Origin of the sequence: Massilia sp. METH4 (assembly GCF_037094685.1) — a bacterium.
Classification (GTDB): Bacteria; Pseudomonadota; Gammaproteobacteria; order Burkholderiales; family Burkholderiaceae_D; genus Rugamonas.
The window spans coordinates 4991550-5005471 of the sequence record NZ_CP146614.1 but is presented as its reverse complement, the minus strand read 5'-3'; the positions used below and the strand labels follow the sequence as shown (position 1 = coordinate 5005471).

Here is a 13922-nt window from a genome sequence, read left to right as displayed (position 1 = left end):
TGGAGACGATCGATGAGACATCTATGGAGTTGTTTGCTTGCTGCGTGCCTGGCGTGGCATGCCACCGGAGTGCAGGCACAAGGGGTGACGTTTGAAACGGGCATCAGCGACATCGCCTTCGGCGTGGTGGACCTGACGCCCGGCGATAATGCCGCAGCGGCCTTCAGTTACACCTTTTCCGACAGCCGTTACGAAGTCTCCGTGTGGGGACCGGGCGGCAAGCAGGCAATCGACGATACCAGTTCGGGACTGAAGCCGGTGAACCATGCCCTCGCGGAAGGGCCCTCGTATGCCGCCGTGCACACTTCCGGCAGGCCAGGCGAGTTTTCGCTGGAAGGCGCCGCGTTCAGCAATCTCGACGAGGACGGTCGCGTTTCCGTGTCAGCCATGCAGGCATACACGTTCACATTGTCGGCAAACAGCGTCCTTACGCTCAGCGGCAACTTCTACCAGCGCGTATCGGAGGCGCAATTGCCCGGCTATTTTCAATCGGGCGTCAACAGGGTGGAACTGTCGTTCACGAGCCCGGACCTGCCCATCTATGGCGGCTACTACAGCTCGCTGGTCCTCAACAGGGAGTCCGACCTCCACGTGGACCGGGATCTGTGGCTTGCCTATGCCAATACCTCGAACCAGGCCGTCACCATCGACGTAACCTTCTCTGTGGAAAATTACTCGATCATTTATTCGGACCTCCCCATTGCCGCCGTACCCGAACCATCGACCTGGGCGATGCTCGCTGCCGGCATGCTCACCGTTGGCGCGATCGCGCGCCGCCGCCACCGTCACGCCTGAAAGGAATCACGCCATGAACAAGACTTTGCGTTCCGCCTTGCTGTGCGCCGTAGCGGCAGCCTGCGCCAGCACCGATGCTCTTGCAGCGACCGTGCGCCAGAGCGTCGGCTTCAACAACGTCCAGGTGTCCCTGACGGATCTGCGGCCGGACGACGGCATTGCGCCGTCCTTCACGGTCAAGCGGTATTTCACCGAATACCAGCATTACATGGATGACTATGCCACGCCAAAGTATGACGTTTACTGGACCGAGTTAGTACACGGCGAAGTACCCTCCGCTTACGAACATCAATACGGCCAGGCCATCACATCCGGCGAGACCAGCGGCACATTCGGGGAATTGAGCGCCTTTGCGCAATCGTCCGAAGCCAACCAGATCGTCAGCTCGGGCATCCGGCAGGTACTCGAAATTAACCTGAGCCCGCATACGATGCTGGTATTTAGCGGCGAGCTGTACCATACCCTGGAACTGACGGACGTCGGCACCGTGCCTTATTACGGCGCATTCGGGCAGCATGTCGCGGTGGACACGAAAGACACCCACTGGACCAAGATCCAGGGCGAAGTACCCGGCAGTCCGGGCGAGACCGTGACCGACCGCTTCTGGTACGCCATCGCCAACACCGAGGACACCGCCAACTGGGTCAAGCTGACGCTCGGCACTTCGGCGCATGCGACGGCACTGGCGGTGCCGGAGCCGTCCACCTGGGCCATGCTGCTCGGCGGCATAGGAATCCTGGCGGCGGTCGCGCGCCGGCGCCAAACCGGGGGAGCTGTCACGGGCACCGGCCGGTGGACCGACACTTCGCCCCTGCCATCCGGCAGGGCTGACAGCGCCACTGCCTGAAACCCGACTACAAGCTGCCGCCAATCCGGCGTATCGTCGCCAGCACGGCGTCGTTACCGGATCGCGGCGAAAAAAAAAGCCCGCCAAGCTGGCGGGCTGAAGTCTATTTCCTTGGAGGAGAATAGAGGAGACGAGTGAATTATGCTGCACCGCGCCATATTGCGCAACTCAAATGTAGTGATACTAGATATTGCCAAGCCCAATAACTGCAAACAGTCATCGTGCTGAGCAAAGCGGGTAACGCCGCTGCTGGAAGCGGTGGGCGGAAGGCTTCCTGCGCACGCGACGGCCATAAAAAAGGGGAGCCCGAAGGCTCCCCAGGTACATCCCTGCTTGGGAATGATCAGCGGTCCGGCGCGTACGGCAGCACGCGCGAGGCGAGACGGGTATCGGTTTTCAGCAAGCCCACTTCGTCGGCCATGATGTGCACGGCTTCGAGCAGCAGCACGTCCTTCGCGTTCTTGGCGGCCTGTTCCGCTTCCAGTTCGGCGGTCAGCGAGCGTTCGTCTCCCTGCAGGCCGTCGTCGGTGCGGCTGGCGCCCTTCACGGCCGCGGCGGCCTGCTTGGCCTGCTTCGCGCCGGCCGGCTTGGCGGCCACGGCGTTCTTGGCCGCGTCCTTCGCATCCGGCACCAGGATCGGATCGTCCGCGGACGGGGCGGCAGCCAGGCGCGCGTCACGCTGCTTGGCGCGCGCTTCCTGCTCGTCGCGCTCCTTGCGGCGCTCCTTCTCGTTCAGCGAAATCAGGTTTTCCTTGCGCTGCTTCTTCACGTAGTTCACGTCCTCGACGAGGAACTGGAAGTCCTTGTCCTTCGCCACGCGCGCCTCGTGCTTCTTCGTCAGCAGCGGAATGATGTCTTTTACTTCGCCGGCCGGAATGTACACGGCCGGCTTGATCACCGTGTACGGCAGCGCGTTGTCGTAGCTCGACTCGCCGAAGTTTTCCGCGTCAGTCAACTGCGGCAGCTTGATGTCGGGCGTGACGCCGCGCAGCTGCGTGGTGCCGCCGTTGATGCGGAAGAATTGCGCCACCGTCATCTTCAGTTCGCCCAGGCGCTGCTTGTCCTGCGCGAAGCGGTCGAGACTGATCAACGTCTGCACCGTGCCCTTGCCGAAGCTCGGCTCCCCGATGACGATACCGCGGCCGTAATCCTGCACAGCGGCAGCGAAAATCTCGGACGCCGACGCGGAGCCGCGGTTGATCAGCACGCCAATCGGACCATCCCAGGCCAGGCCGGGGATCGTATCCTGCTCCACCTCCACGCGCCCTTCCGCGCTGCGCTGCTGCACCACCGGGCCCTTGTCGATGAACAGGCCGGTCAGTTCCACCGCCTCGGTCAGCGAACCGCCGCCGTTGTTGCGCAGGTCGATCAGCACATTGTCGACCTTGTCCTTCTTCAGCTCGCCCAGCAGGCGGGCCACGTCGCGCGTGGCGCTCTTGTAATCCTTGTCGCCGCGGCGCCGCGCCTCGAAGTCCTGGTAGAACGTGGGCAGCGAGATCACGCCGATGCGGCGCTTCACATTGCCATCCTTGACTTCCATGATCGACTTCTTGGCCGACTGCTCTTCCATGCTGATCTTCTTGCGCACGAGCGAGATCACGACCGGCTTGGCATCAGGCCCGGCGTCGCCCGGCAGCACCTGCAGGCGCACCTTGGAATCCTTCGGGCCGCGGATCTGCTGCACCACGTCGTCGATGCGCCAGCCGAGCACGTCCTGCACGGGACCGTTGTCGCCCTGCGCCACGCCGACGATCCTGTCGCCCACCTTCAGCTTGCCGGACATGCCGGCCGGGCTGCCGGTGACGATCTCGCGGATCACCGTGTATTCGTCGCGCGTCTGCAGCACCGCGCCGATGCCTTCCAGCGACAGCCGCATCTGGATATCGAAATTGTCCGAAGCGCGCGGGCCCAGGTAATTGGTGTGCGGCTCGATCGACATCGCGTAGGCATTCATGAAGATCTGGAACACATCCTCGCCGTTGAGCTTGCGCGAACGGGACAGGTAGTTTTCATAGCGCTTGTCCAGCGTTTCGCGGATCGCCTTGTCGTCCTTGCCCGCCAGTTTCAGGCGCAGCCAGTCGTTCTTGACACGCTTGCGCCACAGGTCTTTCACCTCTGCATCGCTCTTGGCCCACTCGGCCTTTTCGCGGTCGTACTGGTAGCTTTCGTCCAGCGTGAAATCCGGCTTGGTCTTCAGCAATTCACGCGCATAGCCGATGCGCTCGTTGAACCGCTGCTGATAAAGATTGTAGATGTCGAAAGGCATCTGCAGGTTTTCGCCGACGATTGCATCGTCGAGCTTGGCTTTGGCCCCTGCGTATTTGTCGAGATCGGCTTGCACGAAGAACAGCTTTTCCGCGTCCAGCGACTTGAAATAGCGGTCGTAGATCTTTTCCGACATCGCGTCGTCCAGCGGCTGCGCCTTGTAGTGATAGCGGGACAACACACGCGACGCCCACAGGGCCGCTTGCGTCTGCTGAGCGGCAGGCTTGAGCTGTTCAACGGCGGCGGCCTTCTCGGCCGGAGCGGCGACACCGTAGGCGGACAGGAAAGCCAGCGACATCGCGGCCAGCAGCGTTTGCTTCTTCATCGGCATACTCCGAATTCTAAAATGACGATTTGCGGACTCGACGAATCATTTCAAGTCCGTGTCCGGCTTATTCTACAGGAGACCTCGCCGGGAAACGCCGCTTACGCTTAAGTGCGTATTAAAGAACGCGAAAAGCATGACCGGAATGCAAAAACTTGTAAATTCGGTAGCGGAATATATTAATGAAATTTAATGCCCGCCCGAATAGAAGCACCGGCCGCACGCCTGCCGGTAGCGCTCGTTACCGCCGATGGCGATCTGCGCACCCTCGCGGATGCGGTTACCGTGCTCATCCACACGGATATTCATCGTCGCCTTCTTGCCGCAAGTGCAGATATTCTTCAATTCCTCGATCGTGTCCGCCAGTGCCAGCAGGTAGATCGAGCCGGGGAACGGCTCGCCGCGGAAGTCGGTGCGCAGGCCGTAGCAGATCACGGGCACGCCCTTCACCTGCGCCAGCTGGTGCAGCTGCTGCACCTGGGCCACCGAGAGGAACTGCGCCTCGTCCACCAGCACGCAGGCGACCTTGTCGATGTCCAGGAAATTCGTGCTCGCGTCGTAGGTTTCCACGGTCCGTTGCAAGCCCAGCCGCGAAGTGATCTTGCCGACGCCGAACCGGTCGTCGATCGCCGCCGTGAACAGGCGCACGGTCTGGCCCTGTTCCTCGTAGTTATGGGCGACCTGCAACATCGCGGTGGATTTGCCCGCGTTCATCGCGGAGTAACGGAAATAGAGTTTTGCCACTGCCAGCCTGCTGTAAGAACGTTAATCGCGCATTATAAGACAGCCCGTTGCCGTGCCCGGCGGCCCGGCTGGCACCCGGCGGTCTTTCGGCGCATACTGCCACGACACCGTCCGCCGGCCGCACCACACTTGCACCGCGGACCTTTCGCGATTTTCCGATCCCACGAGGAGAGACCATGGCGAGCACAACCACCGCCGCGCTGTACGGGCTGATCGGCAATACCCCGCTGGTCGAAGTCACGCGCCTGGACACCGGCCCCTGCCAGCTGTTCCTGAAACTCGAATCCCAGAACCCCGGCGGCTCCATCAAGGACCGCATCGCGCTGTCGATGATCGAGGCGGCCGAGCGCGACGGCCGCCTGAAACCCGGCGGCACGATCGTCGAAGCCACGGCCGGCAATACCGGCCTGGGCCTGGCGCTCGTCGGCCGCATCAAGGGCTACCGCGTGGTGCTCGTGGTGCCCGACAAGATGGCCACCGAGAAGGTGCTGCACCTGAAGGCGCTCGGCGCCGAGATCCACATCACCCGCTCCGACGTGGGCAAGGGCCACCCGGAGTATTACCAGGACCAGGCGGCGCGCATCGCCGCCGACATTCCCGGCGCCTTCTATGCGGACCAGTTCAACAACCCGGCCAACCCGCTGGCGCACGAAACCACCACCGGCCCGGAACTGTGGCAGCAGGCGGGCCAGCAGCTCGACGCCATCGTCGTCGGCGTGGGCTCTTCCGGCACCCTTACCGGACTGTCGCGCTATTTCGCCAAGGCCAATCCCGAGCTGGAATTCGTGCTGGCCGACCCGAAAGGCTCGATCCTCACCGAGTTCCTGCGCACGGCGCGCGTGCCGGCCACCAGCGGCTCGTGGGCGGTGGAAGGCATCGGCGAGGACTTCGTGCCGTCCATCGCCGATTTCTCGCGCGTGAAACACGCCTATACGATCACGGACCGGGAAAGTTTCGACAGTGCCCGCGCGCTGGTGCGTGCTGAAGGCATCCTGGGCGGTTCGTCGACCGGCACGCTGCTGGCCGCCGCCCTGAAATACTGCCGCGAGCAGACCGTACCCAAGCGCGTGGCCACCTTCGTCTGCGACACGGGCACGCGCTACCTCTCGAAGATGTACAACGATGGCTGGATGTTCGACCAGGGCTTGATCGAGCGGCCCGCCACGGGCGACCTGCGCGACCTGATCGGCCGCCGCTACGACGCCGGCGAAGTGGTCAGCGTCTCCCCCACGGACACGCTGCTGGTCGCCTTCAACCGCATGCGCGCGGCCGACCTGGCCCAGCTGCCGGTGATCGAGAACGGCAGGCTGGTGGGCATCATCGACGAATCGGACCTGCTGCTCAAGGTGGGCAATGAGGCGCCGGCCTATGCAGGCTCCGTCGGCGACACGATGACGGCCCGGCTGGAAACGCTGCGCCCCGGCGACAGCCTGCAGGCGCTGCGCAGCACGCTCGACCGCGGCTTGACGGCCGTGGTGGCCGACGAGCAGCGCTTCTACGGCCTGATCACCCGCTACGACCTTCTCAACCACCTGCGCAGGAAACTATGAGCCAAGCCGACAACGACGACCACAAGACAGCAGAACGGCGGCAACTGGCCACCCGCGTGATCCACGCCGGCCAGTACCCCGACCCCTCGACCGGCGCCATCATGCCGCCAATCTACGCCACGTCGACCTTCGTGCAGCAAAGCCCGGGCGTGCACAAGGGCCTCGACTATGGCCGTTCCCACAACCCCACCCGCTGGGCGTTCGAACGCTGCGTGGCGGACCTGGAAGGCGGCGCGCAGGGTTATGCATTCGCCTCCGGCCTCGCGGCGATCGCCACGGTGCTCGAGCTGCTCGATGCCGGCTCGCACATCGTGGCCGGCGACGACATGTACGGCGGCAGCTTCCGGCTGTTCGAGCGCGTGCGCCGGCGCAGCGCCGGCCACACGTTCACCTATGCGGACCTGACGAACCCGGAAAACCTGCTGGCCGTGCTGCGGCCCGAAACGCGGATGGTGTGGGTCGAGACGCCGACCAACCCGATGCTCAAATTGGCGGACCTGGCGGCGATCGCGCGCATCTGCCGCGAGCGCGGCATCATCGCGGTGGCCGACAACACGTTTGCCAGCCCGGTCGTGCAACGGCCGCTGGAACACGGCTTCGACATCGTGGTGCACTCGGCCACCAAGTACCTGAACGGCCATTCCGACATCATCGGCGGCATCGCCGTCGTCGCCGGCGAGGAGCGGCAGGCCGCCTGGCGCGAGCAGCTGGGTTTTCTCCAGAACTCGGTCGGCGCGATCCTCGGGCCGTTCGACAGCTTCCTGGCGCTGCGCGGCGTGAAAACGCTGGCGATCCGGCTGGAGCGCCACTGCGCCAGCGCGTTCGAACTGGCGCAATGGCTGGAGCGGCAGCCCAAGGTGCGCAAGGTGTTCTACCCAGGGCTCGCCGCACACCCGCAGCATGCGCTGGCGCGGCGCCAGATGAACGGCTTCGGCGGCATCATCTCGGTCGACCTCGCCACCGACCTGGACGGGGCGCGGCGTTTCCTGGAACGGTGCGAGGTCTTCGCGCTGGCCGAGAGCCTGGGCGGCGTCGAGAGCCTGATCGAGCACCCGGCGCTGATGACGCACGCGACCATTCCAGCCGCGCAGCGCGCCCAGCTGGGCATCGGCGACGGCCTGGTGCGGCTGTCGGTCGGCATCGAGCACGTGGACGACCTGCGCCGGGACCTGGAGAATGCGCTGGCGGCGATCTGAGTGCCTACTGGTCGTCGCGCCGGCGCGGCTCATCGGTGCGGAACACGCGCTGGACGAAATTTTCCAGCGCGCGGAACACGCCTTCCACGCCGAAGCCGGCGATAAACGACAGCGCCGACCCGGACAGCGCCCACGCGTCCAGGATGCCCTGCGATTCGCCGGAAGCGGCGCCCGAAGGGTTGATGAACAGGCCGATGCACGCGCCGATCGTGCCGCCAAGCGCCAGCTGCAGCAGTGCCATCGTCGAGTCGCGCGGCGACAGCAGGCTTTCGCGCATGCGCTCCCACAGGCGCCGCACCACCGCCGCGCCCGCGCCGAGCACGCCGTAGGCCAGCGGCAGCAGCGAGGTGCCGGCCACCAGGGTGACGATGCGCGCCATCTCCTCGGTGCCGCGGCGGCGGATGGCGATGTCTTCGGGATCGGACCTGTTCTCCGGCACGTATTGGTAGAACAGGCCATAGAACGCGCGCCACGGCGCCAGCCATTCGCGCAGGTTCATGCGCACGGCACGGCGCTCTTCCCGCACGGCCTCGGCACGGTCGCACAGCTGGTATTCCTCGGTGGTGCGGTAGCGCGGACTGCCGTCGGGCCCCTTGAGCGTGCAGAATCGCACGGGTTCGGGGTCGCGCGCCAGCTTGCGGTTCGTGTCGGCGGCCATCAGCCGGGCGCGCTCGTCGGCGGTATATTTCAGTTCGGCCGTGGCGATCTCCGCACGCAGCTCGTTGGTACGGGTGCGGACGGCATCGAGGTGCTGCAACATCACGTTGCCGGCGGCCACGTGCCAGGACAAGGCACAGGACAGGGTCAGCGTCGACAGCAGGAACAGCACCAGCCACAGCATGCGGCGATTGAAGTTGATCGCCGCCCCGATCAAGCCCGGGTAGGCATAGCGCGCCAGGGTGACGCGCGTTGGCTTGTCCCACAGCGTGCCGCCCTGTCCGCGGTGCGGCATGCCGTCCACGGCAGGCTTGGGAGGCCGCCGCAGCACCTCGCAGACGAGCCGCCGCAGCGCATTCATCTTCTTGCGGCGGTCTTCCTCACCCACCACGAGGATCGTGAACGCGACGGTCAGGCCGGTCGCCGGTCGCGCGACGGCGTTGAGCATGTCCTTCGCGCGCATCAGCGCCACCGCCTGTTCCAGGCGCAGCTCGGGAGGCGCGGCGGGCGACAGGCCGATCTCGCAGATCGTACGGATGATCAGCAGCGGGTCGACACCCGTCTCGGCGCGCAAGTCCTTGTCCCAGCGGCCGGAGATGTGGTCGAGCAGCAGGAACACCTCGTACAGCTCGCGCACGAAGATGAACTCCTCGAGCCGGACCATCTCGGGATTGCCGGACACCGGCTCGGGTGCCCGCTCGTCGTCGGATGCGGCCATGGCGTCCTCCACCGTGCTGGTGAAGCCATTCTACGCCCGCGGTTCCCCCACGGCAGCAGTTATTGACGCAAAACCGGTGACAGGCTCCGATGTCAAAGAAATGTTGCAAAAAACCCGGTGCCTGGGCTGGATGATGGCTTGCAAGCCATCATTCGTTCCGCAGGCGCAGAGCATGCTCTGCGAAACCCCTGCTACACCACCGGGGTTCGCCAGCGCTGCTCCGCTCGTGTTCGTGCGCTACAGCCCTGGGTGATATTGCCGCTCCAGGTTCTTCAGCACGTCTTCCTTGTAGAACAGCACGTCCTTGAACTCGCCGCGGGCGTACATCTCGGCCTGGTCGTTGAAGTGCGGCGAGGCCGGGTCGCCGCTCTGGCCACCCGCCAGGATGCTTTTCGCGCGGATCTTGCGGCCGAATTCGACGGCGGCGACGAAGCTGTTGCCGCGCTCGCCGTAGATGCGCTTCGTCGTTTGCGGCGACGTCATGCCGTAGGCGGCCAGTGCGCCCCAGTTGCCCGAGGCGTACGGGACCGGGATGCTCGGCTTGCTGTCGTCGAACGGCTGGACGATGTCGCCGGTCAGGCGCTGGAAGCGGTTGATTTCCCCCCACGGCGTGCGCCAGGTACCGAAAGCGCTGTCCAGCTTCGCCGACGCCCGCGTCAGCGCCTCGAGCCGCTGCGCGGGCGTGATGCGCTTCTCGACATACTCCAGCACGGGCACGCCCTCCTCCTTCGCCGCCGGCCCATGGGTCTTGACGAGATCCTGCAGCCAGTAGATGCCCAGCGAGGTCGGCACCGACGCGAGCGAGTAGCGCATGTCCCAGCCGCGCAGCTCGGCGATCTGGGCGGACAGGCCCGCCTTGTGCAAGGCGCTGGCCGGCGCCTCGTCGTAGGCGCGCAGCAGCAGCGGCAGCAGCGGTTCGAAGGCCGTCAGCTGGCTGTCGTAGGCCGCGGCGATCAGCGACTCCAGCGTGAAGTCGGTCTTGTCCTGCAATACCCGCACCGCGTGGATGCCGCGCGCGTTTTCCGGATTCATCGACATGTAAGCCGGATAATCCTCGCGCCGCGGGCTGTAGGCGCCTGCCGCTGAATACGGCCAGTTGTTGGTGTTCTGGATCCAGCCGTTCTTCGGGTTGAACAGGCGGATCGTTTCCGCCACCGTGTGCAGTCCTTGCCAGTCGGTCGCCGGGTCGCTGCCGTCGACGGGCTTGGTGTAATCGAAGCGGGGGTCGCGCCGCGGGATGAAATTGCCGTGGAAGTAGGCGATATTGCCATCAGCATCCGCGTACACGGTATTGTTGGACGAATTGGTGCGCAGCTCCATCGCCTTCCAGAACGCCTTGTAGTCGCGCGCCTTGGTGCGCAGGTAGGATTGCTGCAGCGCCTTCAGCGGCTGGTTCATCAGCGCCACCGACACCCACTTGTCGCCCTCGCGCCGCACCACCGGACCATGGTGCGTGAAGTAGGCGGTGACCTTCTTCTCCGCCATGCCGCCGATGACCTTGAACGGCAGCGTGATCTCGATCTCGCGCACCGGCCGCAGCTCCTGCCCGTACCGGTACCAGTATTTGCCATCCTTCTGGATGACGGTTTCGAGGAACTCGTCGATGACGTCGCCCCCGCCGGAAGTGTGCATCCAGCCCAGCCGGTCGTTGAAGCCCTGGTAGACGAAGAACTGGCCCCAGGTCACCGCCCCATAGGCGTTCAGGCCCGCCTCGCTGACCACGTGGATCTCGGGGCGGAAGTAGAACGAGGTGTGCGGGTTGATCATCAGCAGCGCATTGCCGCTCCGGCTGATCTTCGGTGCGATCGCGAAGCCGTTCGAGCCACCCGGTTCCTTGTCGAGATCACTGCCGGACGATGCCGCCGCCAGCTCGGGGATATCCGCATAAAACCGCTGCAAGGACTTGACGTCGACTTCCTCGATGTCGCCGCCGATACTGCCCTCGGAAAAACTGAGGGCCATCCATGGCTCGAAGCGCGTCAGCAGTTTCGGCTGCACTTGCGGATGCGTCTGCAGGTACCAGTTCAAGCCGTCGGCCCAGGCATTCATCAGCTTCTTCAGCCACGCCGGGCTGGCCCGGTACTGGGCCTGCAACTCGTCCGGCCGGATGAAGAGCTTCATGCGCAAGTCTTCGTACAGCGCCTTTTCCCCTTCCACCTCGGCCATGCGGCCCAGCGCCGTGATGAAGTTGCGCTCGACGCGGTTGAAGTCGTCCTCGGCCTGCGCGTAGAGCATGCCGAACACCGCGTCCGCATCGGTCTTGCCGTAGATGTGCGGAATGCCCCACTTGTCGCGCAGGATCGTCACGCGCTTGGCCTGCGCCTGCAGCCGCAGCACTTCGGCGGGGCTCAGCTTGGTGGCCTGCTGGGCGGCGGGGGCCGCCAGGCTGGCGAGCGGAATCAGGCAGCCCAGGACGATGGAGACAGGTGCAACGGCGCTTCTCGGCATATCGGACCCTTCGATGGTTGGTGACGGTGATCTACGATGCGTCGACGAGCTGGGCGATGCGTTCGCGCAGCTCGGCATTCTCCGCGCGCAGCGCCGAGTTCTTCGCCTTCAGTTCGGCGACTTCGGCGCGCAGCAATTCCACTTCGGTCAGCGGCTGGTCGGGCTGCGACGGCGCCTCGCCGCCGTCGTCGAGCGCGGTCGGCTTGCCCGGCTTGGCGGGGCGCGACGCCGCGCGCTGTTCGCGGATTTCCTTGGCGGCCTGCTGCAGGAACTTCTTGCCGCCGGCGACGGCCGTTACCTGGTCTTCGGGAGGCAGCGTGGCGACGGTGGCGGCGGCATTGATCGAGATCGTGCCGGCGCGCACGGCTTCGACCAGCTCCGGCGTGGCCGTCTTCGTGATCTTCTCGATCTGCGAAATGGTATTGCTGGACAGGCGCGCGGCGCGGGCGATGTCCTCGCGCGAGGTGCGCACCTTCGGCGGCGCCGGCGGTTCCGCATCGGAATCGGGCGGCGCGATGGCCGCATCCTCGGCCTTGATGCGCGCGGCTTCGTCTTCCAGGCGCTTGGCCAGGATATCCTTCTTGCGCAGCGCCAGCACGCCGCGCTGGAAGTCGGACACGCTGCGGCGGCCCAGGTGATTGTCGATCATCCACAGCATCACGTCTTCCATGCTCTGGAAACGTTCGTTCTGCACGACGCGGAATGGAATGCCGTGCTTCTGGCAGATGGCGTAGCGGTTGTGGCCGTCGACGAGCACGTCGCCCCACAGCACGAGGGCGTCGCGGCACCCTTCGGCCAGCAGGCTGCGCTCGAGCGCTTCATGCTCGGCCTCGGTGAGCGGCTCGATATAGGCGCGCAGCATGTCGTTGATCTGGATTTGCATGGTTGGTGTTCCTTGAAAAGCAAGCGGCACGCCCCTGGGCGTGCCGTCCAGCATGCTACACCAACGGGGGGATGGACGGAAGGAAAGGCTGAGGTGTCCTGCCCCGAGGCCGGGATGCCAGATGGCTCTGGAAGTTGATGCCCAGGCATGTCATAATGCCGGGCTGTGCCCCTGTGGTGAAATTGGTAGACACACCGGACTTAAAATCCGTTGACCGCAAGGTCGTGCCGGTTCGATTCCGGCCGGGGGCACCAGGATTCACAGTCCGGTATGCGCCGTAGTGCGCCTCGATGTCGTCGCGCTCGAGCGCCGCTGTGACCTGCTCGACGAAGTACCTTTCGCGCCCGGTCACAAATTGCGTTTCAGCTCCTGTGCGATTGGTGTCAGGTGCTGCTGCAGCGTGTACCGCACGAAGCCAATTTCCATATTTTCGACGCCGGAGCCTCACAATGTGGTTTTGTCCGCATGAGCGACCATGTGCGGCGGCACACCGAAGATCTGGCAGATTTCCTCCATCATGAACAGCCGGGTAGCCAGGATCTTGGCATCTTGGTCGAGTTCACGCTGAGCTGCGCAGGCTCCAGGCCGCCCGACAGGATCAGCAAGCGCGCCCACCGCTCTGCACGTGAGCGATCAGCGAAGCTTTGAGCTGCTCCAGCTGCGCTCGGTCGAAGTTCGGCGCGGTCTTCTACGCGTAATCGAAGTTGCCGCCTCCAGTGAGGAAGCGGCCCGTGTATTCCTGCGCCGCCAGCGCGGTGCCAATCACCCCCAGCTGACATACGTCAGCGTGCTTGGGCTGACGAGCCCGTCAAAGCCCAGGCTCGGCAGGTGGATGATGTCGTCGCGGTCCAGCACGAACGACGGCGCATTGCCGGGCGTAATCCGATACCGGACGACCTTACTGACATTGAACGGCTGCACGGTGCGGCACAGCAACGGCTTCCAGCCGATCACCCGGTTGCTGTAATAGCTCGGCCGAAGCAGTTCGCCGAAGCTATTGCCGCGCGACAGCTTGGACAGGAAGATTGCAACCTGGGCGGCGGCCGACGTCCAGCCGTCGCTGGCCAGCTCGTTGAACATTCACTAATAGTCGTGGTTCGCCGAGTTCCGCTCGTTGCCCTTCCACTCGTGGATGCCGATTGGCAGCGTGCGTTGGCGCTGGCCGAGGGACATACAGCCGTAGGCGGCCGAGACCCAGATGCCGGCGGTCACTGGGCGCCCGACCACGGCCGGTGCACGGGCCTTTCATGCGCTCTAGGGCTATCTGCCAAGTGAGCTCTTCGGACTCGCGGGCGGCTGCCGACGGAAACCGCCCAGCATTTCGAATTGTTGACCTGAATTATTCTTTCGATCGGTGTCTTGTCAAGGAAATTTCTTGACTGTTGGAAGTTTGCACATAAGCAATCCTCATTTCTTGGCGGGGAGCGCGGCGACACGGCTCGCGCTTACAATGGCGTGTCATAGCCGTGTTAGCAACGACCAGACGAAGCTGAA

11 protein-coding genes and 1 tRNA gene are annotated in these 13922 nt (G+C 64.6%); 6 read left to right on the top strand and 6 right to left on the bottom strand.

The window, feature by feature from the left end; all coding sequences use genetic code 11:
* The first annotated feature begins 84 nt into the window (after positions 1-84).
* Together V6Z91_RS21945 and V6Z91_RS21940 are read left to right on the top strand one after the other, a co-directional pair.
* The gene (locus V6Z91_RS21945; protein ID WP_338761163.1) at positions 85-795 is read left to right on the top strand and encodes a PEP-CTERM sorting domain-containing protein; all 711 of its coding nucleotides are present in this window, start codon (positions 85-87) and stop codon (positions 793-795) included.
* Positions 796-808: 13 nt separating this feature from the next.
* Positions 809-1642, top strand: coding sequence for a PEPxxWA-CTERM sorting domain-containing protein (locus V6Z91_RS21940; protein ID WP_338761161.1), 834 nt, complete (start codon positions 809-811; stop codon positions 1640-1642).
* Positions 1643-1985: 343 nt separating this feature from the next.
* Here V6Z91_RS21940 and V6Z91_RS21935 read toward each other — a convergent pair whose 3' ends face one another.
* Both V6Z91_RS21935 and V6Z91_RS21930 read right to left on the bottom strand, forming a co-directional pair.
* Positions 1986-4232 (bottom strand): carboxy terminal-processing peptidase, encoded by a 2247-nt coding sequence (locus V6Z91_RS21935; protein WP_338761158.1) that lies wholly within the window; start codon positions 4230-4232, stop codon positions 1986-1988.
* A 189-nt stretch (positions 4233-4421) separates the two neighbouring features.
* The gene (locus V6Z91_RS21930) at positions 4422-4976 is read right to left on the bottom strand and encodes a thymidine kinase (protein ID WP_338761155.1); all 555 of its coding nucleotides are present in this window, start codon (positions 4974-4976) and stop codon (positions 4422-4424) included.
* A gap of 176 nt (positions 4977-5152) precedes the next feature.
* On the opposite strand from V6Z91_RS21930, the gene V6Z91_RS21925 reads away from it, so the two are divergent.
* Together V6Z91_RS21925 and V6Z91_RS21920 are read left to right on the top strand one after the other, a co-directional pair.
* A complete protein-coding gene (locus V6Z91_RS21925) occupies positions 5153-6526 on the top strand; it encodes a pyridoxal-phosphate dependent enzyme (protein ID WP_338761152.1) in 1374 nt (457 codons plus the stop codon).
* The gene (locus tag V6Z91_RS21920) at positions 6523-7722 is read left to right on the top strand and encodes a PLP-dependent aspartate aminotransferase family protein (protein WP_338761149.1); all 1200 of its coding nucleotides are present in this window, start codon (positions 6523-6525) and stop codon (positions 7720-7722) included. The genes V6Z91_RS21925 and V6Z91_RS21920 overlap by 4 nt, the downstream gene beginning before the upstream one ends.
* A 4-nt stretch (positions 7723-7726) precedes the next feature.
* On the opposite strand, the gene V6Z91_RS21915 is transcribed toward V6Z91_RS21920, so the two are convergent.
* Positions 7727-9097, bottom strand: coding sequence for a hypothetical protein (locus V6Z91_RS21915; RefSeq protein ID WP_338761146.1), 1371 nt, complete (start codon positions 9095-9097; stop codon positions 7727-7729).
* Between V6Z91_RS21915 and V6Z91_RS21910 the strand changes: the two genes are divergently transcribed.
* Positions 9096-9350, top strand: coding sequence for a hypothetical protein (locus V6Z91_RS21910; RefSeq protein ID WP_338761143.1), 255 nt, complete (start codon positions 9096-9098; stop codon positions 9348-9350). The genes V6Z91_RS21915 and V6Z91_RS21910 overlap by 2 nt on opposite strands.
* Here the strand turns inward: V6Z91_RS21910 and V6Z91_RS21905 are convergent.
* Both V6Z91_RS21905 and V6Z91_RS21900 read right to left on the bottom strand, forming a co-directional pair.
* Positions 9335-11545 carry a penicillin acylase family protein gene (locus V6Z91_RS21905; RefSeq protein ID WP_338761140.1) on the bottom strand — a complete coding sequence of 737 codons (2211 nt, stop codon included), beginning with the start codon at positions 11543-11545 and terminating at the stop codon, positions 9335-9337. The genes V6Z91_RS21910 and V6Z91_RS21905 overlap by 16 nt on opposite strands.
* Before the next feature lie 31 nt (positions 11546-11576).
* Positions 11577-12428: a hypothetical protein gene (locus tag V6Z91_RS21900; protein WP_338761137.1), complete on the bottom strand. Its 852-nt coding sequence runs from the start codon at positions 12426-12428 to the stop codon at positions 11577-11579.
* Positions 12429-12595: 167 nt separating this feature from the next.
* Between V6Z91_RS21900 and V6Z91_RS21895 the strand changes: the two genes are divergently transcribed.
* A tRNA-Leu gene (locus tag V6Z91_RS21895) sits at positions 12596-12682 on the top strand.
* Between the two features lie 508 nt (positions 12683-13190).
* Here V6Z91_RS21895 and V6Z91_RS21890 read toward each other — a convergent pair.
* Positions 13191-13508 (bottom strand): hypothetical protein, encoded by a 318-nt coding sequence (locus tag V6Z91_RS21890; RefSeq protein ID WP_338761135.1) that lies wholly within the window; start codon positions 13506-13508, stop codon positions 13191-13193.
* Positions 13509-13922 lie beyond the last annotated feature (414 nt).

Bases quoted from the DNA above. Each gene is read 5' to 3' on its own strand.
- V6Z91_RS21915 (WP_338761146.1), bottom strand. From the start codon at position 9,097: ATGGCCGCATCCGACGACGAGCGGGCACCCGAGCCGGTGTCCGGCAAT.
- V6Z91_RS21905 (WP_338761140.1), bottom strand. From the start codon at position 11,545: ATGCCGAGAAGCGCCGTTGCACCTGTCTCCATCGTCCTGGGCTGCCTG.
- V6Z91_RS21920 (WP_338761149.1), top strand. From the start codon at position 6,523: ATGAGCCAAGCCGACAACGACGACCACAAGACAGCAGAACGGCGGCAA.
- V6Z91_RS21925 (WP_338761152.1), top strand. From the start codon at position 5,153: ATGGCGAGCACAACCACCGCCGCGCTGTACGGGCTGATCGGCAATACC.
- V6Z91_RS21910 (WP_338761143.1), top strand. From the start codon at position 9,096: ATGGCGTCCTCCACCGTGCTGGTGAAGCCATTCTACGCCCGCGGTTCC.
- V6Z91_RS21935 (WP_338761158.1), bottom strand. From the start codon at position 4,232: ATGAAGAAGCAAACGCTGCTGGCCGCGATGTCGCTGGCTTTCCTGTCC.
- V6Z91_RS21940 (WP_338761161.1), top strand. From the start codon at position 809: ATGAACAAGACTTTGCGTTCCGCCTTGCTGTGCGCCGTAGCGGCAGCC.
- V6Z91_RS21890 (WP_338761135.1), bottom strand. From the start codon at position 13,508: ATGTTCAACGAGCTGGCCAGCGACGGCTGGACGTCGGCCGCCGCCCAG.
- V6Z91_RS21900 (WP_338761137.1), bottom strand. From the start codon at position 12,428: ATGCAAATCCAGATCAACGACATGCTGCGCGCCTATATCGAGCCGCTC.